At 63.6% G+C, this 26138-nt stretch carries 19 protein-coding genes; 11 read left to right on the top strand and 8 right to left on the bottom strand.

What is annotated here, in order from left to right; all coding sequences use genetic code 11:
- Positions 1-330: 330 nt before the first annotated feature.
- From nanR to LB532_RS14120, 4 genes are all read left to right on the top strand, one after another.
- A complete protein-coding gene (gene nanR / locus LB532_RS14135; RefSeq protein ID WP_140638558.1) occupies positions 331-1044 on the top strand; it encodes a transcriptional regulator NanR in 714 nt (237 codons plus the stop codon).
- A gap of 102 nt (positions 1045-1146) precedes the next feature.
- Positions 1147-2409: a ribulose-bisphosphate carboxylase large subunit family protein gene (locus LB532_RS14130; protein ID WP_181169297.1), complete on the top strand. Its 1263-nt coding sequence runs from the start codon at positions 1147-1149 to the stop codon at positions 2407-2409.
- A gap of 45 nt (positions 2410-2454) precedes the next feature.
- Entirely contained in the window at positions 2455-3300 is an 846-nt protein-coding gene (locus LB532_RS14125) for a phosphogluconate dehydrogenase C-terminal domain-containing protein (RefSeq protein WP_140638560.1), read from the top strand.
- 60 nt (positions 3301-3360) lie between these two features.
- Complete coding sequence (locus tag LB532_RS14120; protein WP_181169298.1) at positions 3361-4161, top strand: sugar phosphate isomerase/epimerase family protein; 801 nt, start codon at positions 3361-3363, stop codon at positions 4159-4161.
- Between the two features lie 37 nt (positions 4162-4198).
- On the opposite strand, the gene mtnA is transcribed toward LB532_RS14120, so the two are convergent.
- On the bottom strand, positions 4199-5293 hold the full coding sequence (mtnA, locus tag LB532_RS14115) for an S-methyl-5-thioribose-1-phosphate isomerase (protein ID WP_140638562.1): 1095 nt from the start codon (positions 5291-5293) through the stop codon (positions 4199-4201).
- Entirely contained in the window at positions 5290-6561 is a 1272-nt protein-coding gene (gene mtnK / locus LB532_RS14110) for an S-methyl-5-thioribose kinase (RefSeq protein ID WP_140638563.1), read from the bottom strand. Before mtnK ends, mtnA begins: the two co-directional genes overlap by 4 nt.
- Before the next feature lie 134 nt (positions 6562-6695).
- On the opposite strand from mtnK, the gene LB532_RS14105 reads away from it, so the two are divergent.
- The 3 genes from LB532_RS14105 (at position 6696) to LB532_RS14095 (ending at position 10388) form a co-directional block, all read left to right on the top strand.
- Positions 6696-8207 (top strand): sugar ABC transporter ATP-binding protein, encoded by a 1512-nt coding sequence (locus tag LB532_RS14105; protein WP_140638821.1) that lies wholly within the window; start codon positions 6696-6698, stop codon positions 8205-8207.
- Positions 8208-8299: 92 nt separating this feature from the next.
- On the top strand, positions 8300-9295 hold the full coding sequence (locus tag LB532_RS14100) for an ABC transporter permease (RefSeq protein WP_140638564.1): 996 nt from the start codon (positions 8300-8302) through the stop codon (positions 9293-9295).
- A 40-nt stretch (positions 9296-9335) separates the two neighbouring features.
- Positions 9336-10388 (top strand): substrate-binding domain-containing protein, encoded by a 1053-nt coding sequence (locus tag LB532_RS14095; protein WP_140520874.1) that lies wholly within the window; start codon positions 9336-9338, stop codon positions 10386-10388.
- Here LB532_RS14095 and LB532_RS30195 read toward each other — a convergent pair.
- The 4 genes from LB532_RS30195 to LB532_RS14075 all read right to left on the bottom strand — a co-directional run bounded on the left by LB532_RS30195 (position 10294) and on the right by LB532_RS14075 (position 14214).
- Entirely contained in the window at positions 10294-10743 is a 450-nt protein-coding gene (locus LB532_RS30195; RefSeq protein ID WP_318011220.1) for a type II toxin-antitoxin system RelE/ParE family toxin, read from the bottom strand. The genes LB532_RS14095 and LB532_RS30195 overlap by 95 nt on opposite strands.
- Positions 10736-10996 (bottom strand): type II toxin-antitoxin system ParD family antitoxin, encoded by a 261-nt coding sequence (locus LB532_RS14085; RefSeq protein WP_181169299.1) that lies wholly within the window; start codon positions 10994-10996, stop codon positions 10736-10738. The genes LB532_RS30195 and LB532_RS14085 overlap by 8 nt, the downstream gene beginning before the upstream one ends.
- A gap of 114 nt (positions 10997-11110) precedes the next feature.
- On the bottom strand, positions 11111-13165 hold the full coding sequence (locus LB532_RS14080; protein ID WP_140638566.1) for a bifunctional aldolase/short-chain dehydrogenase: 2055 nt from the start codon (positions 13163-13165) through the stop codon (positions 11111-11113).
- Positions 13166-13248: 83 nt separating this feature from the next.
- Positions 13249-14214 (bottom strand): sugar-binding transcriptional regulator, encoded by a 966-nt coding sequence (locus LB532_RS14075; RefSeq protein WP_140638567.1) that lies wholly within the window; start codon positions 14212-14214, stop codon positions 13249-13251.
- 193 nt (positions 14215-14407) lie between these two features.
- Between LB532_RS14075 and LB532_RS14070 the strand changes: the two genes are divergently transcribed.
- The 4 genes from LB532_RS14070 (at position 14408) to LB532_RS14055 (ending at position 21536) form a co-directional block, all read left to right on the top strand.
- Positions 14408-16048 carry an acyl-CoA synthetase gene (locus tag LB532_RS14070; protein WP_140638568.1) on the top strand — a complete coding sequence of 547 codons (1641 nt, stop codon included), beginning with the start codon at positions 14408-14410 and terminating at the stop codon, positions 16046-16048.
- 278 nt (positions 16049-16326) lie between these two features.
- A complete protein-coding gene (locus tag LB532_RS14065) occupies positions 16327-16935 on the top strand; it encodes a TetR family transcriptional regulator (RefSeq protein WP_140497843.1) in 609 nt (202 codons plus the stop codon).
- A 56-nt stretch (positions 16936-16991) separates the two neighbouring features.
- Complete coding sequence (locus LB532_RS14060; RefSeq protein ID WP_140638569.1) at positions 16992-18137, top strand: efflux RND transporter periplasmic adaptor subunit; 1146 nt, start codon at positions 16992-16994, stop codon at positions 18135-18137.
- Positions 18138-18386: 249 nt separating this feature from the next.
- Positions 18387-21536 (top strand): efflux RND transporter permease subunit, encoded by a 3150-nt coding sequence (locus tag LB532_RS14055; protein ID WP_140638570.1) that lies wholly within the window; start codon positions 18387-18389, stop codon positions 21534-21536.
- A gap of 77 nt (positions 21537-21613) precedes the next feature.
- On the opposite strand, the gene LB532_RS14050 is transcribed toward LB532_RS14055, so the two are convergent.
- Positions 21614-23323: an APC family permease gene (locus LB532_RS14050; RefSeq protein ID WP_140638571.1), complete on the bottom strand. Its 1710-nt coding sequence runs from the start codon at positions 23321-23323 to the stop codon at positions 21614-21616.
- Positions 23324-23573: 250 nt separating this feature from the next.
- Positions 23574-25943 (bottom strand): DUF1989 domain-containing protein, encoded by a 2370-nt coding sequence (locus LB532_RS14045; RefSeq protein WP_140638572.1) that lies wholly within the window; start codon positions 25941-25943, stop codon positions 23574-23576.
- Positions 25944-26138: the final 195 nt, after the last annotated feature.

The following is a 26138-nucleotide window of genomic DNA, read 5'->3' as shown; positions in this document are numbered from 1 at the left end:
CCTCCCAAAAAACACCGGCCGATACGTCGGCCTTCTGCCATTCCGTTACGACATCCTCCGAAAGACGCCATACCAGCTACATGTTATACCAGCATACCAAATAGGCAAGCGGGCACCGGAACCTCGATTGCCGAAGCCTCCTTTGATTTAAGGACGAGACGAAGCTTGGCCGTCAGCTTCGTTCTTTCCTTGATCAAACGGAGCCGGCCCGCGTCGGCTGGCCGTAGACGGACGTTAGGTCATCATATATGTAATGTCAATCGATGGCGGGACCTTGTCTGCCGACGCGACTCGGGATCGATTGTGCCGCGAACACCCAGGGAGGGACGGATGGAGCCGGTCCAGAAAAAGAAATTGTATGTGGAGGTGCTTGACCGGCTGATGGCGGCAATCTCGACGTCCGAATTCCCGCCCGGCTCTCAATTGCCGTCGGAAAAGGAACTGATGACGATGATCGGCGTCGGCCGGCCCTCGATCCGGGAAGCGATGCTGTCGCTGCAGCAGATGGGGCTTATCAGGATCTCGCACGGAGAACGTGCCCGCGTCATCAATCCGACGCCTGATGTCATCGTCGATCAGGTCTCCACGGCCATGGTCATGATGCTGGCGACGAACTCTCGCGGGCTCGAAGAACTCAAGGAGGTCAGGCTCTTGCTGGAAACCGGCCTGGTTCGGATAGCCACGCGGCGCGCTACGGCCAAGAGTCTGGAACGTCTCGCGGAGACCTTGCGTCATTTGCGCGAGGCAAAGGGCGACCAGGCCCGATTTGTAGCTGCCGACATGGAGTTCCACGCCGTCATTGCGGAGATGAGCGGCAATTCGATGATAGCGGCGGTGGCGAAGGGAATGCTCGAATGGCTGTCCCGTTTCAAGCGGGATCTGGTGGCGATGAAAGGCGCCGAGCGGCTGACCGTCGAGGAGCACGAGCGGATCTACAAGGCGATCGCCAGTGGTGATGCGGAAGGCGCGAGCGCCGCGATGGCCGACCACATCGGCCGCGCCAACGAACTCTATTCGAAACTGGCCGGCGGCGGAGCCGGCTGAGCGCTGGCAAAATTTTTTGCCTGGGAAACTCATATGATGACATGATTTCTTTTTGGTGCTAACGGTCATTCCGTGAACGTCATTCCAGTCGGGAAGCCTGCATTGTCCGGTCGCCTCCGCGCCACCTATGTGATCGAAACCCGCTACCCGCTGGAGGTTGCCGCGGCTGCAATGGCGGGCGAACAATCAAGCGGAACGTTCCGCGCCATACCCGGAGAAACGCCGGAGCTGCTGCGCAGGTTCGGAGCCCGCGTCGAATTCATCAGCGATGTTGCCGAGGTCGACAGCGAGGCGTTGCCGTTCTCGCGCTCGCCAAAAAATGCGACCGTCAGGCCATGCCGGGCCAAGGTGGGCCTTTCCTGGAACATCGAGAATACGGGGACAGTGCTGGCGTCGGTCTGGTCGACGGTTCTCGGCAATCTGTTCGAGCTGCATCATTTTTCGGCCATGCGTCTCCTCGACGTTACCTTTCCCGATGCCTTCGCGGACGCCTACCCAGGGCCGGCCTTCGCCGTCGAGGGAACGCGTCGCCTGACAAGCGTCGAAGGGCGCCCGCTGATCGGCACCATCGTCAAGCCAAGCGTTGGTCTTACCCCGCAGGAGACGGCGGCCCTGGCCGACACACTGATTGCCGCGGGTCTTGATTTCATCAAGGACGATGAATTGATGGGAGACCCTCCGCATTCGCCGTTCGAACACCGGTACGAAGCGGTCATGGCGGTGATAGACAGGCACGCCGACAGGACCGGGCGCAAGGTCATGTATGCGGCCAACATTTCCGGAGACATCGACGCCATGCGTCGGCAGCTGGATCTGATCGAGCGCCGTGGCGGGACCTGCGCCATGCTGGTGCTGAATTCCGTCGGCTTGTCCGCCGTCATCGAGATGCGTCGCCACTCCGCCGTTGCGCTGCACGGCCATCGGGCCGGCTGGGGCCTCTTCAGCCGCTCTCCCGATCTCGGCATGAGCTATCTCGCCTATCAGAAATTCTGGCGCCTGGCGGGCATCGACCACATGCACGTCAACGGGTTGTCCAATAAGTTCTGCGAGCCGGACGAGTCGGTGATGGCGTCGGCCCATGGCTGTCTCACCCCGATGTTCGAGCGGGCTGGCCGTCCCGATACGGTCATGCCGGTGTTTTCGTCCGGACAGACCGCTGTGCAGGCCGCCGAGACCTATACAAGGCTAGGCTCGGACGATTTCATCTATTGCTGCGGCGGCGGCATCATGGCGCATCCGGGTGGGCCGGTCGCCGGCGTTCGAAGCCTGCATGATGCTTTCGAAGCCGCGGCGGCAGGGATTCCCGCACGCGACTACGCCGCCACGCATCCGGAGCTCGAAGCCGCGCTGCAAGCGTTCGGCTGAATCTGCGCCATAGGCGCGCCATCAAGGCAAATGGGAGAGAAGCAAATGACGACATCCGTGGCGGTGCTTGGAGCCGGAGGGAAGATGGGCTTCCGCGTGACACGCAAGCTTATCGAAGCGGGCTACGATGTCCGCGCTGTGGAGATCGGCGAGGCCGGCCGCAAGCGGCTGGGAGAGGCCGATATCGGCGCCGTCGCCATGGACGAGGGCATTCCTGGCGCCAAGGTTGTGGTGATGGCTCTGCCGGACAATATCATCGGCCAGGTGGCGCGGCAGATCTCGCCGATGCTTGCCGCGGGCACCATGATCCTCATTCTGGATGCGGCAGCGCCCTATGCCGGCGACTTGCCCGCGGATCGGCCGGATCTCACCTATTTCGTCGGCCATCCCTGCCATCCGCCGCTGTTCGGCGAAGAGACGGAATGGGCCGCGCGTCGCGATTACCATGGCGGCATCGCCAGGCAATCGATCGTCTGTGCCCTGATGCAAGGTCCGGAAGAGCACTATGCGCTTGGCGAGGAAGTGTGCAGGGCCATGTGGTCGCCGATCATCGACAGCCATCGCGTCACGGTCGAACAACTGGCGATCCTGGAGCCAGGCCTGTCCGAAATGGTGGCCATGCCCTTCGTCGACACCATGGTCGAGGCCGTCGAGGAGTGTGAGCGCAAATATGGCATTCCCAGACAGGCCGCGATGGACTTCCTGATAGGCCATCTGAACGTCGAGATTGCCATGTGGTTCGGCTTCTCTCCGAAAGTGCCGTCCGATGCGGCGCTGCGGCTGATGCGATTCGCCAAAGGCGTCGTGGTCCGGGACGACTGGCGCGAAGCGCTGTCTCCTGCCAAGGTCAAGGAAGCCTCGGAATTGATCGTCTACGGCAAGGGAGCCTGAGCCCTGCCTTCGCCGGCCCGGATCATCTCGGTATCGACCGCGCTCTTCGATGGCTATTCCATGGAGTTGGCCCTCGAGGAGATTGCGGCGGCCGGCGCCCTCCATGTCGAGCCGGCCTTCATCCGCGGCTATGTCGATTTCGATGAAGACATGTTTGCGGCGCTGCACGCCGCGAAGCTGCGCCAGGCAGCGGAACATGCCGGGCTGGGGATCAATGCCGTGTCGGCTCATCTCGACCTGTCGGGGGCCGATGCCATCGACGTCTTGTCCCGCCGCATCGGCTTTGCCGCCGGTCTTGGTGCGTCGTTCCTGATTACCAATGCCGGCCCGGCGAGAAACAGCGCGGCGATCCGCAAAACGATTGACGCCCTCCTGCCGAGACTGGAGGAGGCCGGCATCGTCCTGGCGCTCGAGAATCCCGGACATGGCCAAGGCGATCTGCTCGGCAGCGCCCGGGTGGGGGCAGGCTTCATCCGTGACATCGGATCGCGGCACGTGCGCCTGAACCACGACGCCGGAAATGCCTTTACCTACAGCAACGAGACGGTGCAGCCGGCGCAAGATATCGCTGATGCCATCGATGCGGTTGGGCATGCCCATCTGAAGGATGTCGTCAGTACCGAGGAGGGGTGGGCGTTTTGCGCCATCGGTGACGGCTCGATCGGCTACGGACCGTACTGGCAAGCGCTTCCCGCGACGCTGCCGGTCAGCATCGAACTGCCATTGCGGCTGCAGCGCCCGCAGCGCCGTGATCCCCAGCGGCGAAGCACGCCGGTGGATATCGCCACCATTCGTCGCGTGCTGCGGCGTTCACTGGATTTCGTCAACTCGCTGGAGATCGCAAAGAGCAGCACCTTCTGAACAGCGAAAGGTGGTTCCTGGCCTTTGCGAGAGCCGGCTATCCCCGCTCTGGGAACATCTCCTTTAGGCTCGCGCGCGAGGCCTTGGCGACGCCGCGCTCGGTGATCAGGCCGGTGACCAGCCGCGCCGGCGTCACGTCGAAGGCGGGGTTCGCCGCGGGCGTCGCTTCCGGCGAGACGCGCACCTGGGCGATCTCGCCGCTCGCGGTCTTGCCCCACACCAGCGAAACCTCGTCGCCCGAGCGTTCCTCGATCGGGATTTCGGCAAGTCCGTCGCCCACCGTCCAGTCGATGGTCGGCGAAGGCAGCGCAACGTAGAATGGCACCTCATTGTCGGCGGCGGCGAGCGCCTTCAGATAGGTGCCGATCTTGTTGCAGACGTCGCCGTCGGCGGTGGTGCGGTCGGTGCCGACGATGACCATGTCGATTGCGCCGCGCTGCATCAGGTGGCCGCCGGCATTGTCGACGATCAGCGTGTGCGGCACGCCGTGGCCGGCCATCTCCCAGGCCGTCAACTGGGCGCCCTGGTTGCGCGGCCGTGTCTCGTCGACATAGACGTGGACCGGAATGCCGGCCTCCATCGCCAGGTAGATCGGCGCGGTGGCCGTGCCGTAGTCGACGGTAGCCAGCCAGCCGGCGTTGCAATGGGTCAGGATGTTGACGGCTTCGCCCGGCTTTTTGCGCGCCGCGATGTCCTTGATGATGGCGAGGCCGTTCTCGCCGATGGCGCGGTTGAGCCCGACATCCTCGTCGGCGATCTCGCTGGCGCGCCGATAGGCGGCTGCGGCGCGTTGTTCCGTCGGCAGTGGCCGCAGGAAGCGCCGCATCTCATCCAGCGCCCAGCGCAGATTGATCGCCGTCGGACGCGTCTCGTGGAGCGTCTCCCACACGGCATCGAGCGCGGCATCCGCCGGATCGTCGGCCATCTGCATGGCGACGCCATAGGCAGCGGTGACACCGATCAGCGGCGCGCCGCGCACCCACATGTCGCGGATGGCGGTGGCGATGCCAGCAACGGTATCGACCTTCACGACACGGAAGTCATGCGGCAGCCAGCGCTGATCGATGATCTCCACCGAGCGCCCATCGTCGCTCAGCCAGATGGTGCGATAGTGGCGCTCGCCGACGTTCAAATGCGGTTCTCCTGTTCGATCAGCGTGGCCAGGTTGTTGACCTCGTCGACGCTGTGAATATGACGCCTGTTGACGGCGATGTGGCGGCCGAACTTCAGCGCCCTCGCTTCACATGTGGCGCGCAGGTCTTCGTCGGCAATGGTCTCGAAATCGGCGTTGTGGGCGAGGCCGAGGATGCGCCGGTGCACCTCGATGCCGGCAAAGCCGAGGAGGTCGTCCCAGATCTGGTGCAGCACATGGTCGAGCGCCTGTTCTGCGCCCAGCCTGTCGCCCTGATCCTCGAACAGGCTCTTCTGGTAGAGCATGCCGTTGCGCTCCGTGCGCCACAGATGCGAGAATTCGGTGCGGAACACCGACCACGTCTGCGCCGTGACATCGAGCAGATAGGCGCGCATGGCGTCGCGCTTGCCGCTCTGCTCATGGCCCCGCTGCGAGAAGAAGGCCATCCAGAAATTGGCGAGCAGCATGCCGACGTCGAAGGCCACCGGCCCGTAGAAGGCGAACTCCGGGTCGATCATCCTGGTCTCCGTATCGGTGACCATGATCGAGCCGGAATGCAGGTCGCCATGCAGCAATGTCTCTGCATTGGCGGCGAACAGATGCTTCAGGCGCTGCGCTTCCACCTTGAGGTCGCGGTCGGCGCGCAACTCGGCGACCAAGGCGTCGAGCTGCGGCGAAGTGTGGCGGTTCATCTTGGCGTCGAAATAGGGGTCGGAGAACACCAGGTTCTCGGTGATGTCGCACAGCTCGACATTGTCGGCGAACAGCGCCAGATCCGCCTTGCGTTCCTTGGTCACCATCGAAAAGTCGGAGCCGCGGAACAGGGTGCGGGCCATGAACAGCCCGATATCCCTGGCGATGTTCGGCAATTGCCGGCCCTCGATCAGCGCCCGCCGCAAAATAACGTGCGGCGACAAATACTCCATGATGATCAGCGCCTGGGTCTCGTCGAAATGGTAGATGGCCGGCACCGAGCCCGGTGCGCGCGCCTCTTGACGCGTCAGCGCGTGATATTCGAAGAAGGAACGCTTCAGCGGCAGAGGCCAGCTGTCGCCGACCAGTCGGACATAGGGCAGGGCCTGCTTGACGACCGCCGCGCTCTTGTCGCCCTCGACGATGAAGACGAGATTAAGATTGCCGTCGCCGACCTCGCGCACCTTCCAGCGGCTGGTGTCCTCGCCGATGCGCTGGGTGAGCGCCTCGTTGGTGCCGAGCCGCGTGGCGAGCGTCTCCACCGACAGTGCTTCGAACGGCGTCTTCCCGGTCATCCTCACCTCTCCTGCTCGTTCCCCATAATAGCGGAGCCACGGCGGCGGGGCCAAGCTAGGGAGCGCTCTGGCAATTGTCAATCGTGTTGACAATTGCCGATGTAGCCCATAGCGTCACCGTCAGGGAGGAACGCATGGTCGGCAATGCCGTGTTCCGCGTAGAGGGACTGAGGAAATCCTTTGGCCGCAACGAGGTGCTTGGCGGCGTCTCGCTCGAACTCCATGCCGGTCAAGTGACCGTCCTGATGGGTGCCAACGGCGCCGGCAAATCCACCCTCGTCAAGATCGTCAGTGGCGTCTACGAGCGCGACGGCGGCACCATGACCCTGGCCGGCCGGGACTTTGCGCCAGGAAGACCGGCGGAAGCGATCCGCGCTGGCGTCGTCACCGTTCACCAGAACATCAATGACGGTGTCGTCGCCGATCTCGATGTGGCCACCAACCTGACCTTGGACAGGCTGAACGGCAGTGGCGCCCCGGTGCTCTTCAACCCGGTCCGTGTGCGTCGCGAGGCCAAGGCGGTTGCCGACCGCATGGACCTGGCGATCGACTTGAAGGCGCGCGTCAGCGATCTCTCGCTGGCCGATCGCCAGATGGTGGCGATCGCCCGCGCGCTGGCACATCAGCCGAAAGTGCTGATCCTCGACGAACCGACCTCATCGCTGTCGAGTGCCGAAGCCGATCGGCTTTTTGCGCTGGTCGACAGACTGCGCGCACAAGGCGTGGCGATCCTCTACATCTCGCACCGCATGTCCGACATCAGGCGGCTTGCCGACCGCATCGTCTCGATGCGCGACGGCGCCGTGTCCGGCGTCTTCGACAGGAAGCCGCTCGACTACGAAGGGGCGGTCAATGCTATGCTCGGCCGTAAGATCCACCTCGACCAGATCGTCGCCAGGCACTCGGCCAAGGCGGTGCTGACCGTCGAAGGCCTGCGCATCGCCCAGGGCGCCAGGCCGATCTCGCTGACCCTTGGCGACGGCGAGGTCGTTGCCGTGACGGGGCTGGTCGGCGTCGGCAAGACAGCGCTTGCCGAGACGCTGTTCGGCGTGCGCAGGCCGCTCGCCGGCACCATGACGATGAACGGCAAACCCTACGCGCCGCGCTCGGCCGGCGATGCGATCGCGGCCGGTGTCTTCCTCGTCGCCAAGGATCGCGCCACCAGCGGCATCGTCGGCGGCTTCAACATCGAGCGCAATGTCAGCCTGCCGTTCCTGAGGCGGATGTCGAACCTGAGCGTGCTCAAGCGCCGCCTGGAACGCGCCACGGCGCGCCGCCAGATCCAGGAATTGGGCATCGTCTGCCGCTCCGAGAAGGACGAAATGTCGGCATTGTCCGGTGGCAACCAGCAGAAGGTGATGGTCGCCCGCTGGATGGCGCAGGATGCAAGCCTGTTCATTCTCGACGAGCCGTTTCAAGGCGTCGACATCTCGGCCAGGCGCGACATCGCCGCCAAGCTGAGGGCAAGTGCCAATGGCCGCGCGACGCTGTTGTTCGTGACCGAACTCGACGAGGCTCTTGAGACGGCCGACCGTATCCTGGTGATGTCGGAGCAGACCATCGTCGGCGAACATCGCAACGCGGACATCGATCTCGATCGCCTGCTGGCCGAGGTGGCCGGCGGGCTGCCGCACCGCGCGGCTTGACCGGCTGGAATTGAAGAGCTGACGATGACAATTGGAATGGAGAGCATGGGTTCGAGTTGGGTAAAAACGGCAGCGGCGCGCGGGGGCGCTGAATGACGCAGCGCAACCCCGCCATCCGCTACGGTTTCATCGTCCTGTTGTTCGGGCTCGTCGCTTATTTCGCGATCGCCGCCGACGGTTTCGTTTCGCCCCAAAGTGCGGTCTTCATCTTCCAGTCCGTCGCCATCACCGGCGTGCTGGCGCTTGGCGTCACCGCCACGCTGGTCGTTGGCGGCTTCGACCTGTCGATCGGTTCGGTCGCCACGTCAGCCATGATGGCTGCGGCCTATGTCATGGTGGTGCTGGAGCAGAACGCCGTCGTCGCGGTCGTCGTCTGCCTGCTGATCGGCGTTATCGTTGGGCTCATCAATGGCTGGCTGATCGTCTATATGCGCGTGCCGGACCTGCTGGCGACGCTCGGCATGATGTTCCTGCTGGTCGGCCTGCAGCGCATTCCGACCGAAGGCCGCTCGATCGCCACCGGCATGACCATGCCCGACGGCTCGGTCGCCAACGGCAAGTTCGGCGAAGCGTTCCTGGCGCTCGGCCGCCACCGCTTCGACTTCTTTATTCCCAATCTGGTTCCCGTCTCGGTCGTCGTCCTGGCGGTGCTCGCGGTGCTGATCTGGTTCTTCCTCGAACACACCCGCTTCGGCCGCATGATGTATGCCGTCGGCTCCAATGAGCGCGCCGCCGAGCTCGCCGGCGCGCCTGTCAAGGCATACAAAATCTGGGCCTATATCATTTCAGGAGTTTTTGCCTCGATTGGCGGTATTTTGCTCGCCGCGCGGCTTGGACGCGGCGATATCGCCTCGGGTAATAATCTTCTGCTCGACGCCGTCGCCGCGGCGCTTATCGGCTACGCGGTTCTCGGCGCCGCCAAGCCGAACGCGTTCGGCACGGCCGTCGGCGCCGTCTTCGTCGGCGTCCTGCTGCAGGGCCTGACGATGATGAACGCGCCATACTACACGCAGGATTTCATCAAGGGCGCCGTTCTGGTCGTCGCCCTTGTCTTCACCTTCGCTCTTTCCGGCAGGGGCAGGACATAGATTTCGACCGGGTTGCATTTCAACAAGTGGAGGAAACGACGTGAACATCACAAGAAGACTTTTGGGCAAGGCAGCGCTCGGGCTCGCCGGCGCGGCGTTGCTGATGCAAGGGACGGCTCTGGCTGCCGATCGCCCGGCGCCATTCGACAAGCCTGGAGTCAAGATCGCTCTGGTGCGCTATCTCTCGACCGGTGACTTCTTCCAGGCCTATCTGTCCGGCGTCGAGGCGCAGGCCAAGGCCCTCGGCGTCGATCTGCGCGTGCTCGACAGCCGGCAGGACGCCGCCCTCCAGGCCGACATGGTCGACCAGGCCATCGCGCTTGGGGTGCAGGGCATCATCATCCAGCACGGCCTGACGGAATCGATGAAGGACGCCGCCCAGCGCGCGGTCGATGCCGGCATCAAGGTGGTCGCTTTCGACGTCAATGTCGAAAACCCCAAGATCCCGCAGATCGAGCAGTCAGACCGCGACCTCGCGCGCCTCGCGCTCGAGCAGGCGGTCAAGGATAATGGCGAGAGCTGGAAGGCCGGCTATGTCTATGTCGCCGGCATCGCCCCGCTCGACCGCCGCAATGAGACGTGGGTCGACGTGAAGAAGAAATACTCGGGCATCAACGAAGTCGCCATGTTCGGCACATTGGACAACCCGATCGCCAACTCGGTCGCCAATCAGGCGCGCTCGGTGCTGACCGCCCATCCCGATATCAAGGTGATGTTTGCTCCCTATGACGAGTTCGCCAAGGGCGTGAAGATCGCCGTCGACGAGGCGGGCCTGAATAAGGACATCAAGATCTATTCGGCCGACATCTCGACCTCGGACATTGCGGCGATGCGGGAGCCCGACAGCGCCTGGGCGGCAACCGCCGCCACCAACCCCGCCGTCGTGGGCCAGGTCTCGGTGCGCGCGCTGGCGCAGTTGCTCGCCGGTGAAGATCCCGGCCACAACGTCGTCGTGCCGCCGACGCTGATCACCCAGAAGGACCTCCTCGACAAGGACATCAAGAACATGGAGGACCTGTCGGCCAAGCTGCCGCAGTTCGCCCATGCCGATGTCGCCATGCCGGCCTGGATGCCGAACCCGAACGCGAAGTAGAGCGCAAGCCTGACAAAAAGCGAAAAGGGCGGCCACGAGCCGCCCCTTTCATATGGATGGTTGGCCTTGTTACAGCCAGTGTTCCGGATCGCGCATCCCGTGGACAATTGCCGCGACCAGAATGCCGTCCGGCTGTGGTTCCTAGATGACTATATAGCGGCCTTCGATGAGCACGCGGGCCGTCGCTCAATTCTGGTCGGGCTGTGCCCATCTTGGGGTGCTGAGCCGCCAGCTTCTGTTTGTCAAAAATGCGCATGAGCAGCTTGTCCGCTGCCCTTTCATTATCGATTGCTATTGTGTGCCAGACATCTCGCAAATCCTGCGAGGCGCGCGGTGTGAGCTGATATCTAGCCACGGGCGCGGCGTTCTGCCTTCACACTGCGTAGGAATTCGGCCGGTTCGATGTCAACCGGCTTCCCGCTTGACATGCCCTCGGCATAGGCCCGTTTCAAGTGCTCGAGTTCCAAGGTACGCAACTCCTCGCGCTGTTCCCACAGACGCAGGGCGTCGCGGAGAATCTCGCTGTTGGAGGCGTACCCGCCGCCTTCAACAGCGCTTTGCAGGCGCGCGACCTGCTGCGCGGTGAGCGAGATGGTGAGGGTGCGCATAGGCTCGGTTTTCATGCCAATTATGTAGCGCACCTCACAAGAAATAACAATTCTTGTTAGGATACATCGCGTCGTCCCATCTGCCCTCCGGCAGGGGCACAAGATAGAACTCCGCTACCGCAGCGCCGCCGCGATATTGCCGCCGTCGACGGTCGTGACGTCGGCGGTGGTCCGGTCGGCCAACGCATGGTGCAGGAAGGCCTGGGCAACGTCTTGCGCCGTCACCTCCTGGCCGAGCAGATTGCCGGACATATATTCCTTCTCCGACACGCCGCGCGCGCCCGAACGGCTGGCGATCATGGCGTCGGTCAGCAACCCTGAGCGGATACGGTCGGCGTTGACCGCGTTGGAGCGGATGCCATGGGCGCCGTAGTCGAGCGCGTATTGCCTGGACAGGAACAGCGTCGCCGCCTTCGGCACGCCATAGGCGCCAAATTTCGGCCCCGGATTGACCGCCTGCTTGGAAGTGTTGAACAGGAGAGCGCCGCCGGTGCCCTGTTCCAGCATGATGCGCACGGCGTTCTGCGCCACCGATTGGTGGGCGAAGAAATTGAGCTCGAAGCTCTTGCGCAGAAGCGCATCGTCGAGCTCTCCGATCCGGCCTTCCCAGGCCGCACCCGCGTTGGACACCAGGATGTCGACGCCGCCGAACACCGCCACCGCCTTGTCGAAGGCGGCGCGCACCTGCACCGGATCGGTGATGTCGGCTCCGACGCCGATCGAATTGTTGCCAGCCTTCTTTGCGGCGTCGGCCGCCTTTTCGGCGTCGAGATCGACGACAACCGCATGAGCGCCATTGTCGGCGAACAGCTTGGCGGTCGCCGCACCGATCGCACCGGCGCCGCCGGTGATCAGCACGACCTGGCCGGTCAGCGGCTTCGGCTTGTTGGAGGCGAGTTTGGCCTGTTCCAGCGACCAGTATTCGAGCGGGAACAGGTCGGCCTTGGAAAGCGGATGAAAACGGCCGACGGCTTCCGCGCCGCGCACCGCCTCGATCCACATTTCGCCGACGTCGGAAGCGATCCTGGCATCCTTCAGCGTGCGGCCATGGCCGAACATGCCGAGCCCCGGCACCAGCGTCAGCCGCGGCATCGGGTCGAGCATGGTGCGTTTGACGTCGTCGAGCGCGTCATTGGTCTCGAAATAGGCACGGTATTCCTTGGCGAAGGCGTCGACATGGCTCTTGATGACGGCCTTGTAGTCGCCGACCTTGTCCGCATCGGGCGCCGGCACCGCCATCGGTCCGGTCTTGATGCGGATCGACAGATCCGGCGTCGACACGCCGCGTGCGGCATAGTCGGCGATCTCGGCCGAATTGATGAAATCGACGATCGCGTCCGAGGCGCGGAAATCGCTGATCATGCGGTCGAAGCGGCCTTCGCCGCGCGCCACCGCCACGGCGCCGCGCAACATAGGAGCGATGGAAGCCGGCGTCGCGAGCTTCGCCGGCAGCGCGGCCTTTGCCGCCTTGGGCTTGGCATGCCTGGCAACATACTCCTCGGCGACATTCACATAATGGATCATCCGATCGTAGGCCTGCTTGGCGTCGTCGCCGAAGGTGAAGATGCCGTGCTTGTCGAGGATCAGTCCTTCCACATCAGGGTCGGCATCGAAGACATCGGCCGCCGCCTTCGCGAGGTCGAAGCCCGGCATGATGTAGGGCACGTAACCCATCTTGGCCCCGAACACCGTCTTCACCAGCGGCTTGCTGTCTTCCTGGTCGACGATCGCCAGGATGGCGGTCGAGTGCGTGTGGTCGACGAATTTGTGCGGCAGGAAGGCATGCAGCAATGTCTCGACCGAAGGATTGGGTGAGGACGGATCGATGAGGTTCGCCCGCTGCAGCGCAACCATGTCCTCGTCGGAGAGCTTGTCCAGCGCGCGCGCCTTGATGAGCGCGCCCATCTTCACCGCCGGCAGGCCCTGCGGCTCGATGACGGCCATGTCCCAGCCGCTGCCCTTGACGCACAGCACGTCCCATTCGTCGCCGACGAGGTCGGTCGCCTTGGTCTTGCAGGAGGTGTTGCCGCCGCCATGCAGCACCAGTCGCGGTTCGCCGCCCAGCAGGCGCGTCGTGTAGACGCGTAGCGCGAGGTCGCGTCCGACGCCTTTCTTTGCATAGTCGGCAACCATCTTCTCCGCGTCGCCGTCGTTCCACAGGTTCTTCATTAGCTTCGTCCAGTTGCTGTCATATGGTGAAACAGGAGTGCCGCGACGCCTCGATGACGGCCGCGGCAGGAATGGTCTCTTTTCTAGGATGCCTTTCTGGCTGCCGCTCCGGCATGATCCAGAAGCCGCTGCGCCATATCGGCGCTGACCACCAGATGCGTGCAAAGGCCGCCGGCGATCGCAGCGAGCAGGGGTTCGAACTTGCTGTTCTCCTGCACCACCATCAGCCGCTTCTGAATGGCGCGCAGCGAGGAAAGCTCCGCCGAGATCACCCGCCGGTTGTAGCCGCAGTCGAGCACCTTGCCCTCGGCATCGATGATCTGCCCGGCAATGACGCCGGCCGCGCCCGCCTTGCGCAGGTCGGCCATTTCGTCTGATGTCAGCGCGCCGCATTTGACCAGATGGCTGTCGGCATCGACGGCGCCGACCGAATACAGCGCCAGATCGCATTCGTGGATGCTCGACAGCTGTTCGCGGATTACAGGCTCGGCCCGCAGGCCGCGCGCCAGCTCTTCGGTGGTCAGTACGAGCGGCGCGTAGAAATTGATGCCCTTGGCGTTGAGCCGCCGGGCGATCTCCATCGTGCACTGGTCGGGACGATAGGAATAGGGCGCGCCGAGATTGCCGCAGAGCTGCACCACGGTGACATCCTGAAGATCGGCGTAGGACATAATGTCGGCGATCATGTACACGGTGCGCCCCCAGGCGACGCCGATGCGGTCGCCCTTTTTCACCAGTTCGAGAAAGACGCTCGCCGCCAGCACCGCGATGTCGGTGGCGGGATCGGCGATATGGCCGTTTTCCGGCGCGATCCAGACCGCGTCCAATTCCAATGCGTCTTCCAGCTTGCGCGCCATGACGTCGTCGGTGAAAAGCTGGGTCGAGGTCGAGATGTTGACGATGCCGGTCTCGCGCGCCTTGCGCAGATACATGGCAACCGAGGCGCGGGAAATGTTAAGCTGGCTCGCCACCTGGTCCTGGCGCAAGCCATGCGCATAATAGAGCCAGGCGGCCTTGTGTATAAGTTGTTCTGCCGGTCGGATCGCCATGCCTTCTCCTTGGCTGACATTAGTCACGGCTCTCGACAAAAGTCAAACCTCGCGGAGGTACGCGATGCCTTTAGGCGCGCCAAATCTAGATCATCATTGCGCCAGACGCGCCCTGTCGTGGCATCGTTGCTGGTGACGCGGCCCGAGCCTGTGGTTAGAACTTGTCGGCAAAAGGACATTCGGGGAGGACAGGATGGGCAATCCTTACGAACAGGATCTCGACAGGAACGCTGCTAACCATCAGCCGCTGACGCCGCTCACCTATCTGGAGCGGGCGGCCAAGACCTATCCCGATCATGTCGCCATCATCCATGGCCGGCAGCGCGTGACGTATCGCGATTTCTGGCGACGTTCGCTGCAGCTCGCCTCGGCGCTCTCCAGGCGCGGCATCGGCAAGGGCGACACGGTGACGGTGATGCTGTCGAACACGCCGCCGATGCTGGAGGCGCATTTCGGCGTACCGATGACCAAGGCGGTGCTGCATTCGCTCAACACCCGCCTCGACGCCGCCGTGATCGCTTTCCAGCTCGACCATGCCGGGACCAGGGTGCTCATCGTCGATCGCGAATTCTCCGGAGTGGTTCGGCAAGCGCTCGATCTGGCCAAGGTGAAGCCCCTGGTCATCGACTATGACGATCCCGACTACGCCGCGGACGCTCCCTATCCGAAGGGCGGTCGCATTGGCACTCTTGATTACGAGGCCTTCGTCGCCGAGGGCGACGGGAATTTCGCCTGGTCGATGCCCGACGACGAGTGGGACGCCATTTCGCTCAACTACACCTCGGGCACGACAGGCAACCCGAAAGGCGTCGTTTATCATCATCGGGGTGCTGCGCTGATGGCCTACGCCAACACCGTCCATGCCGGCATGGCCAAGCACGCGGTCTATCTGTGGACACTGCCGATGTTCCACTGCAATGGCTGGTGCTTTCCGTGGACCTTGGCCGTCCAGGCCGGCACCCATGTCTGTCTGCGCTGGGTTCGGCCGAAGCAGATCTACGATGCCATCGCCGACCATGGCGTCACCCATCTGTGCGGCGCGCCGATCGTCATGTCGGTGCTGATCAACGCCAGGGATGAGGACAAGCGCCAGTTCCCGCAAGCCGTCACCTTCAACACGGCCGCCGCGCCGCCGCCGGAAGCGGTGCTCACCGGCATGGCCGATGCCGGCTTCGCCGTCACGCATCTCTACGGCCTGACCGAGACCTACGGCCCGGCGGTGGTCAACGAATGGCACAATGAATGGGATCATCTTGAGAAGGGGCAGAGGGCCACGAGGAAGGCCAGGCAAGGCGTGCGCTACGCCGCGCTCGAAGGCCTCACGGTGATGGATCCCGAAACGATGACGCAGACGCCCGCCGACGGCAAGACCATCGGCGAGGTCATGTTCCGCGGCAACATCGTCATGAAAGGCTATCTCAGGAACCGCAAGGCGACCGACGAGGCGTTCGCCGGCGGCTGGTTCCACTCCGGCGATCTCGGCGTCATGCATCCGGATGGATATATCCAGCTCAAGGACCGCTCCAAGGACATCATCATTTCGGGCGGCGAGAACATTTCCTCGATCGAGGTCGAGGACGCGCTCTACAAGCACCCGTCCGTTGCGTCTTGCGGCGTGGTGGCGCGGGCGGACGAGAAATGGGGCGAGGTGCCGGTCGCCTATGTCGAGCTGAAGCCCGGCAAGACAGCGACCGAAGCCGAGATCATCGAGCATTGCCGCGCGCTGCTTGCCCGCTTCAAGCTGCCGAAAGCGGTGGTGTTCGCCGAGATCCCCAAGACCTCGACGGGGAAGATCCAGAAATTCCGGCTGAGGGAGATGGCGAAGGAGGCGTAGCGGACGCTGGCGCTTTGCGGTGACTTCGACAGGTTTCCTAGGCGCCTCGCGACTTCGTCATCCTAGGGTCTGCGCCGCGTCGCTACGCTCCTTGCTCCGCCCTAGGATGACGAACTCATAAAGTCGTCCGCCAGTCGCCGTGCCGCTTATCGCGCGCCGCCAACTGTCACCATCTGTCACCAATTATACGCGTACGTCGATTTCGCGTTGACATCTCATCCTCTACGATTTACGAGTGACGAAAATTAAAATTCATCACTAGTAAATCGAAAGAGGCTATGTCCGAAACCGCCAACCTCGTCGCCGATGCCGCCCGCCAGGAGAATGTGACGCGCATTCTCGATTGCGCCGAGCGCCTGTTCCGGCACTATGGCTACGGCAAGACCAATGTCGCCGACATTGCCCGCGAACTCGGCATGTCGCCAGCCAACATCTATCGCTTCTTTGCTTCCAAGGTCGAAATCCACCAGGCGGTCTGCGGCCGGATGCTCGGGGCCAGCTACAGGATGGCCTACGAGATCATGCATTTGCCGATCAGCGCCGAGGAACGGCTGCGGCGCTACGTGCACGCGCAGTACAAGATGACCATGGAGGTCATGCTCGACGACCAGAAGGTCCATGAGATGGTCATCGTCGCGCTCGAGCGCGATTGGGGCGTCATCGACAAGCATGTCGACAGTATCCACGATCTTTTTGCCGAGGTGATCCGCGAGGGCATCGCGGCCGGCGAATTCAGGGAGCAGGATCCGGTGATTGCGTCGCGCTGCTTCGGCGCGGCCACGGTCATTTTGTGCCACCCGCAGATGGTGGCCCAGTGTCTTGCCAAGACCAACCGGGCAATGCCCGACGACCTCATCGACTATGCGATCAAGGCCTTGAAGAAGTAGCCGCCGCCCGCCGGGCGTCGGCAATGACAATCAATCTCCAGTTTGGGAGTGCTAAGGTGTCTTCGTCCAATTCCATTATCCGCTGGCTGCCGGTTGCCGGCCTGATCGTCGCGGCGCTCGGCCTTGCCGGCTGTTCCCAGGAGAAGGCGGAGGTCAAGGATATCATCCGCCCCGTCAAGGTCGTCGAGATCGGCGCGGCGCAGACCACCCGCCAGCTCGATTATTCCGGTTCGGTGCGTGCCCGCACCGAGATGAATCTCGGCTTCCGCGTTGCCGGCAAGGTCACCGAGAGGCTCGTCGACATCGGCCAGCATGTCACCTCGGGCGACGTCCTCGCCCGCATCGATCCCTCCGATTACGAGCTTTCGGTCAAGAGCGCCGCGGCAAGCCTTGATGCCGCCGAGCGCCAGGTCGAGACGGTGGATCTCGCCAGGAAGCGCGCCGAGCAGCTTTATGCCAAGAATTTCGCGCCGAAATCGCAGCTGGAGCAGGCGACGCTTACCTACAACCAGGCGGTCGCGACGCGCGATGCCGCCCGCTCGACCCTCGCCCAGGCTCAGAACCAGGTCCACTATACCGATCTCAAGGCGAGCGAGAACGGCATCGTCACCGCGGTCAGTGCCGATGTCGGCCAGGTGGTCGGTGCCGGCACGCCCGTGATGACGGTTGCCGTCGATGGCGAGAAGGAAGTGCTGATCGCGGTGCCGGAAATGGATATTGCCGGCTTCAGGCCGGGCAAGGAGGTCAAGGCAAGCTTCTGGGCGGACGATGCGCTGACGCTTGCCGGCAAGGTCCGCGAAGTTGCCGGCAGCGCCGACCCGCAGTCGCGTACCTTCGCCGTTCGCGTCTCGCTCCCCAACGACCCGCGCGTGCTGCTCGGCATGACCGCCAACGTGCAGGCGACGGTCGACAGCAGGACCCAGCTGGTCTCGATCCCGCTCAGCGCCTTGGCTGAAAAGGACGGCCAGAAGATCGTCTGGGCCGTCGACCGCGGCAGCGACACCGTGCATTCGCGCCCGGTCAAGATCGCGAACTTCACCGCCGATGGCGTCGCGGTTGCCGACGGCCTCAAGCAGGGCGACGTCGTGGTTGCCGCTGGCACCCAGTTCATGACCGACAATCTGAAGGTCAAGCTGTCCGGTGACAGTCTCCAGCAGTCCGCCTCGGCGGCGGAAGACGCTGCCACCAGCAGCCTGCGCTGACAGCCAGGCACAACAGAACCCTTCCCTGTCTTGGCGGCGCGAGCCGCAAGACCGGGCAGGCCATGGTTTCCGGGCGGCAGGCGCCCGATCGTCGAGACGCCGGCAAGATGGCTCCCCCGCATCATTGTCGCGTCACATGCGATGCGAGTCTCTCCGCTTGAGGGAGCCTCGCCGCCCGGAAGCCAGACGAAGAACGCATGAACGGCATGATGAACCTGCCTTGCAGATCAATTGGACTGGACTGGCGCCATGACCACCGACAGCAACACTGAAAAGCGGCCTTTCAACCTCTCGCGTTGGGCGATCGGGCATCCGAGCATCGCACGTTTCCTGTTCGGCCTGATCATCCTTGCCGGCGCGCTCGGCCTGATGCGCATGGGCCAGAAGGAAGATCCCGATTTCACCTTCCGCGTCATGGTCGTGCAGGCGATCTGGCCGGGTTCTTCGATTCAGGAGATGGAAGACCAGGTCGTCAACAAGATCGAACGCAAGCTGCAGGAAACGCCGCATCTCGACTTCGTGCGCTCCTATACGCGCGCCGGCAGCGCCATCATCACCGTGCAGATCAAGGGCGACACCAATGCGGCCCAGGTCAACGACGCCTTCTATCAGGTGCGCAAGAAGGTCGGCGACATAGCAGGCGATCTGCCGCAAGGCCTGCTCGGCCCCTATTTCAACGATGAATTCGGCGACACCTTCATCACCTTGCATTCCATCAGCGGCGATGGCTTCAGCTATCCCGAATTGAAGAAGTTCGCCATTCAGGCCCGCGACATGCTGCTGACGACGCCCGGCGTCGAAAAGGCGGTCATCATCGGCGACCAGCCCGAGAAGATCTATATCGACGTCTCGTCCAAGGCGCTGGCCGAGCGCGGCCTGACGCTGACCGACCTGCAGAACGCGATCAAGGGACAGAACAATGTCGACCCGGCGGGCTCGGTCGACACCGGCCTGCGTTCGGTCCGCATTTCGGTCGAGGGCGACGTCACCAGGGCGGCCGACATTCGCGAGCTGCGCTTGCGCGCCGGCAACCAGATAACGCGTCTTGGCGATATCGCGACCGTGAGTTCGGGGCTGGAGAATCCCTTCGAGCGCAAGTACCGGTTCAACGGCCACGAGAGCGTCCAGCTCGGTGTCGTCATGGCCAAGGGCTTCAACGTCACCGATGTCGGCAAGGACGTCGAGGCGACCTACAAGCGATTCGAGGAGGCGCTGCCCTATGGCGTCTCCGTCGACCAGATATCGGACCAGCCCGAGGTCGTCAGGGACGCTGTCAGCGAGTTCATGCATGCGCTCGGCGAAGCGCTGCTGATCGTGCTCGTCGTCTCGTTCCTGTCGATCGGCTGGCGCTCCGGACTTGTCATTGCCATCGCCATTCCGCTGGTCCTGGCCGCCACCTTCGCCATCATGTACGAGATCGGCATCGACCTGCAGCGCATTTCGCTCGGCGCCTTGATCATAGCGCTCGGCCTGCTTGTCGACGACGCCATGATCGTCGTCGAGATGATGGAACGCAAGCTGGAGGAGGGGCTGGTCAAGATCGAGGCGGCGGGTTTCGCCTATTCCTCGACCGCCTTCCCGATGCTGACCGGCACTCTGATCACCACCGCCGGCTTCATTCCGGTCGGCTTCGCCGCCTCCACCGCCGGCGAATATGTCCGCACACTGTTTTACGTCGTCGGCATCGCGCTCGTCGTGTCCTGGTTCGTGGCGGTCTATTTCACGCCATGGCTGGGCTATATGATCCTCAAGCAGCGCAAGCATGCCGGTTCCCATCACGACGTCTTCGACACCAGCTTCTATCGCCGGCTTCGCTCGACCGTTACCTGGGCCGTTCGCCATCGCATCATCGTGCTGACGATGACGCTGGTGACCTTCGCCACCAGCCTGTGGGCCTTCCAGTTCATTCCGCAGAACTTCTTCCCGCAATCGTCGCGCCCGGAAATCCTCGTCGATCTCTGGCTGCCGGAAGGCACCAGCATCAAGGAAGTCGAAACGCAGGCCAAGGCGCTGGAAGCCAAGATGATGGACGACAAGGACAAGCGCTTCATCGCCACCTACATCGGCGAAGGCGCGCCGCGCTTCTTCCTGCCGCTGGACCAGCAGCTCAGGAATCCTAACTTCGCCCAGCTTCTTGTGATGGCCAATGACGAGCCGGCGCGCGAGCGGCTGATCGTCAAGCTGCGCACCATCCTGGCGCAGGACTTCCCCTCCATCCGCGGCAAGGTCGATCGCTTGTTCCTCGGCCCGCCGACAGGCTGGCCGGTGCAGATGCGCGTCATGGGCCCGGACCGCCAGGAAGTGCGGCGCATTGCCGACCAGGTGAAGGCGAAATTCCAGGCCAACCCGCTGCTCGGCGCCGTCCATGACGACTGGCTGGAACCTGTGCCGGCGATGAAGCTGGTCATCGACCAGGACCGCGCCCGTGCGCTGGGCGTCACCTCGCAGCGCATCCGCCAGATGCTGCAGGCCTCCATGTCCGGCGCGCCGCTGGGCGACTTCCGCGACGGCGAAGAAACGGTGTCCATCGTCGCCCGCGAGCCGGATGCCAGCCGCGCCCTGCTCTCCTCGGTCGATTCCATCTACATCCCGACCGATTTCGGTGGCTTCGTGCCGCTGTCGCAGGTGGCCAAGGTTGTGCCGGTGCTGGAGCAAGGCGTCGAGTGGCGGCGCGACCGCTTGCCGACCATCAGCGTGCGGGCGACCTTGCCCGACGGCGTGCAGTCCAACGACGTCGTCACCAAGATGTACAACGACATGAAGGATCTGCGCGACGGGCTTGCGCCCGGCTACAAGATCGAGATCCAGGGCGGTGCGGAGGATTCGGCGGAAAGCCAGGCTTCCATCGCCGCCAAGGCGCCGATCATGCTGGCCGTCATCGTCATACTGCTGATGGTCCAGCTGCAGCATTTCGGCAAGGCGATGCTGGTGCTGGCCACCGGTCCGCTCGGCATCATCGGTGCGGCCGCGGCCCTTTTGATCAGCGGGGCGCCGTTCGGCTTCGTCGCCATCCTCGGCGTTATCGCGCTGCTCGGCATCATCATGCGAAACTCCATCATCCTCGTCGACCAGATCGACCAGGACATCGCGAAAGGCATGGAACGCTCCGAAGCGATCATCGGTTCGGCTGTGCGCCGTTTCCGGCCGATCGTGTTGACGGCAATGACCGCGGTGCTGGCGCTGATCCCGATCTCGCGCGGCGTGTTCTGGGGACCGCTCGCCTACGCCATGATGGGCGGCATTCTGGTTGCAACCGTGCTCACCATCCTGGTGCTACCCGCTGGCTACGCCCTGTTCTTCGGCCGTGAGCGCAAGAAGGTGCCGACCGACGAACAGACGCCCGAACCGGAAACCGTCGAAGGTGTCGAGAGGCCGCAACTCGCCTTGGCGGCTGAATGAACGAAATCGGCCGGTCTCATTTGAGACCGGCCGATTTCTGTTCTTGCGGAGCCGAAGGCCGCTTGCCCGTCAGGCAATCAGATGACGAAAAACCAGTTGGCGATCAGCATTACCGCCACGCCGGCGACCAGCGTCAGATAGGGCAGCATGCCCGCCTTTTTCACCGAGAGGTCCGCTCCCGCCATGCCGAGGTCGGCCAGCATGTGGTCGGGGAACTTGCCGCCGTCCTGGATGTAATGGCGGAAGCAGAACACCGGGATGATCAGCGCCGCGGTGATCAGCCCGGCCCACAGCGCCATCGGGTTCCACACCTTGGCGCCGGCGCCCATGAAGATCGCGTTGACATAGGCGAAGATCGCCCCGATCCCCAAGAGCCACGTCGGGGCCTTCCATGGCCGCGCGATATGGCCGTTGTCGATGCGATGGATCCAGCCGGCATTGAGGTTGAGGAAGTTGAAGATGATGTAGCCGCAATTGGATACGGCGAGAATGAAGAAGAAGCTCGTTGCATCGGCCGAGGCGATCGCCAGCACGATCAGGTTGAAGCACAGGTCGGTCCACATCGCCCGCGTCGGCGCGCCATGTTCGTTGACGTGGCTGAGGTAGCGCGGCAGCCAGCCGTCGACGGAGCCCTGATAGAGCGTGCGCGAGGAGCCGGCCATAGCCGTCATGATGCACAGCACAAGCGCCAGGATCATCAGCATCACCAGCAGGCTGTGGATAAGCCCGCCGCCGCCGACCATGCCGGCGAGAGCATCCGCCACGCCTGAGCCGTCGACGATAGGCGTCGCCAGCATGCCGTTCAACCCGAGCACGCCCTGGAAGGTGAACGGCACCAGGATGAACAGCAGCATGCAGAGCAGGCCGGAATAGAAGATGGCCTTAAAGGTGTCGGTGCCGGGATTCTTGAACTCGGACGTATAGCAGACGGCGGTCTCGAAACCGTAGGTCGACCAGGCGGCGATGAACATGCCGCCGAGCACCAGCGTCCAGCCGGCGATGTTCCAGGCGCCGGGCTCTGGCGCATACGCGGCCGCTAGCGGCACCAGCGGCGAAAAATTCGCCCAGTTGATCTGGCCGGTGAAGATCGGCACGACGCCGACGATCAGCATCGGGACGATGACCAGCAAGCCGATATATTTCTGCACATTGGCGGTGCCCAGGATCCCGCGATGCTGGATCGAGAAGATGATCAGCATCAGCACCGCGCCGATGAAGAAGGTGGCGTTGAAGGTGAAGGACACCGGACCCAGCGTGTGGCTGAACGCCGACCACGTGCGGATCGCCGGGGTCGCCGCCGCGGTCACCGCGGTAATGGCGTCGGCGGCGCTCGTTCCGACATGCGCCGCGATATAGGCGGCGACCTCGGGCGACGTGTCGGTAAAGATCGGCACCGGCGCCAGCGCATTGAGGATATAGGCGGCGGCGATCGAGCAGCCGAGCGAGAGCACCGGCGACCAGGCAAACCAGTTGCACCATACCGACAGCGGCGCGATGAACTTGGAGTAGCGCAGCCAGGCGGTGGCTCCGTAGATCGAGGCGCCGCCCGACTTGTTCGGGAACAGGCCGGCGATCTCGGCATAGGTGAAGGATTGCAGGAAGCCCATGACCATGGACACCGTCCAGATCAGGAAAGCGAGCGTCCCGGTCGTGCCGGCGATGCCGCCGATCGAGAACAGGACGAGGGCCGGGACGCCGCTCGCCACCCAGAAGGCGCCGCGCCAGTCGATATGCCTGAGCAGCTTGCTTTCGGCAGGCTGGTCCAGGACCGTGCTTATCGTGCTCATGTCGGTGAATTCCCCTTTTTGATGTTCCCCGCCGGCGACGCCCCGACTTTGCGAAGCTTGCTCCCCGGCCAATATCGCCGCGACTTCAGTGTTTCCACTCAGTCGTATTTTTTTCTTAAGAGTGAAGATTGATCCGGCGCGCTTTCACGTCAAGCGTTTTGTCGCGCCGTGCACATCACGCTTGTGGGCGGGCGCACAAATGTGCCTCGCGGCGCCGCCAGCGACATCCCGTATGCCCGGAAGGCCGCGATCAGGAACGCGGCCTGGTCTTTTGCGGATCGTAATGGGCGAAGGCCACGACTCGTGCCGGCAGCCGCTTGGCATGGCCGTCGAGCTTGCCGATTTCAACCTCGGTGCCGATAGCCGCATGGGTGACGTCGAGCCGCGCCAGGGCGATGGTCTTGTTCAGCACCGGCGAGCGCATGCCCGAGGTGACGACGCCGATCTGGGCGCGGCCGATATGCACGCAGTCGCCATGGCCGACCGCGACATTGGCATCGATGTCGAGCCCGACCAGTTTGTTCTGCGGGTTCTCCTTGCGCCGGATCAGCGCCTCGCGGCCGATGAAGTCGTCGGTCTTGGTCTTCAGCGGCACGGTGAAGCCGATGCCGGCCTCGAACGGATCGGTCTGGTCGGAGAATTCGTAGCCGGCGAAGATCAGCCCGGCCTCGATGCGCACCATGTCCAGCGCCTGCAGGCCCATCGGCTTCAATCCATGTGGCTGGCCGGCGGCCCAGATCGCCTCGAAGACCTTTTCGGCGTCGCGCGGATGACACCAGATCTCGTAGCCGAGTTCACCGGTATAGCCGGTGCGTGAGACGACGACCGGAACGCCATCGCCGCCGCCGATGCGCGCGACGGCGAAGCGGAACCATTCCAGTTCCTTGATCGACGGCTGCAGCGGCGAGGTCCAGATCACCTCCCTCAGGATGTCGCGGCTCTTCGGCCCCTGCACGGCGATATTGTGCATCTGGTCGGTGGACGAGCGCACCAGCACGTTGAGGCCGAGCTTTGTCGCCGTCTCGCGCAGCCATTCGCCGGACAGATCGTCGCCGCCGATCCAGCGGAAATTGTCCTTGCCCAGCCGCAGCAGCGTGCCGTCGTCGATCATGCCGCCATGCTCGTAGCACATGGCGGAATAGACGACCTGGCCGACGCCGAGCTTCTTGACGTCGCGGGTCAGCGTGTATTGCAGCAGCGCTTCGGAATCCGGGCCGGTGACCTCGAATTTGCGCAGCGGCGACAGGTCCATGATCACCGCGTCCTGCCGGCAGGCCCAGTATTCGGCGATCGCGCCTTCCTTGGCGAAGGAGTTGGCCAGCCAATAGCCCCTGTACTCGACGAAGTCGCGTGTGTGCTTGGCAAAGCTCTGATAAAAGGAGGTCTCGCGGGTCATTTTCGGTTCCGAATCGGGCGTCATGCGTCTGGCGATCGCTCGCGAGAATTTGTGCTGGCCGGAATAGGTGCGCACGTGGATGTCGGTCAGGTCCCAGCCATTGGCCGGCGTCGTGTCGTCGGGGCAGGCGGAGGAGACGCAGACGATGTCGGTCAGCGCCCGAAGCAGCACATAGTCGCCGGCGCGCGACCATGGCTCGTCGGAGACCATGACGCCATGCGCGTCGATCGCCGTGTTGAAGAAGAAGTTGATCGCCATCCAGCCGGCGCGTGGCGTGACGCCCTTGTCCGACAGCGCGCGGTTGAAGTTCTCCGAGCAGTTGGGATGGCCGGGATAGCCGATATCGTCGTAATATTTGGCCGCGCATGCGAGCGCGAAGGCGTCGTGCCGACCGCATGTGTCCTGCACCACTTCGACCAGCGGCTCCATGTCCTGGTCGTAATATTTCGAGTGCAGCCCCGGCATCGGGTAGCTCGCGCCCATCAGCGTGCGTGTCGTCGTCACATCGAGCGGATGGTCGAGGCCCTTGTCGAGCTTGCGTGCCGAAAAACACTGGAAGTCGGTGCACTGGCGGCCATCGACGTCGATGATCTGGAGATAGTCGCCGGCTTTGACGAAATAGGACTCCGCCGTCGCCGAATGGACGCGCAGGTCGAGCACCGGATCGGCCAGCGGGTCGGCAAGCCGCGACTTCGAAGCCGGGCGGATCGTGGCGCGGCGCACGATCACGGCAAGCGGCGTCGCCGTGTCGTGGCCATCGACCAGCATCGGCCCGCCCGGCGCGGCAATCAGCAGCGCGCCGTCGCGTACGACAGTGAAACCCTGTTCCGTGCCTGCCGGTGTTGCGCCCCCGAACACGCGCACCGCCTTGGCCTGGTCGAACTGCACCTGCCGGCGCGCGAGCCCACGCCGCAGGGACGCGAGGCTGTCGTCGCCCTCGGCAAGCAGCGCCTTGATACCGGCGGCATTGCTGTTGGATTTTTCCCCGAGAATGGAGGGATCGGTCGCACCTGTCCCGTCCCACGCCAGCAACTCGCAAGCCTGGCCGCCCTCGACATTGCGCACCGTGATCGTATCACCGGCCTCGACCTCGACCAGCACCGCACCATTGCCTTGAACCGTATAGCGCTCCATACCCGGCGGCAGCGCGATCTGCCCGGGCCGCAGGATCAGGCTCGGCCGGGGCGGTCCGGATGCGACGGCAGGGTAGGGTGACTGGCTCATCTCAGCCTTGCGGTTCGAGAAACAAGTTTGCCTGTGTGTAAAATTATTTTAGCAGCAAGAATAGCAGTGGGGTGGGATTTGGCAAGGCGGAGCGTCCTTCTTCTTCCTTCTCCCCTTGTGGGAGAAGGTGGATCGGCGGGCAGCGCCGAGACGGTTGAGGGGTGTTCCAGCGGAGTGAGACGTTGGCGTTCCCTG

The organism is Mesorhizobium sp. ESP-6-2 (assembly GCF_020164675.1).
Lineage (GTDB): Bacteria > Pseudomonadota > Alphaproteobacteria > Rhizobiales > Rhizobiaceae > Mesorhizobium.
The sequence above is the reverse complement of the archived record's forward strand: the minus strand, read 5'-3'. Positions and strand labels throughout refer to the sequence as shown.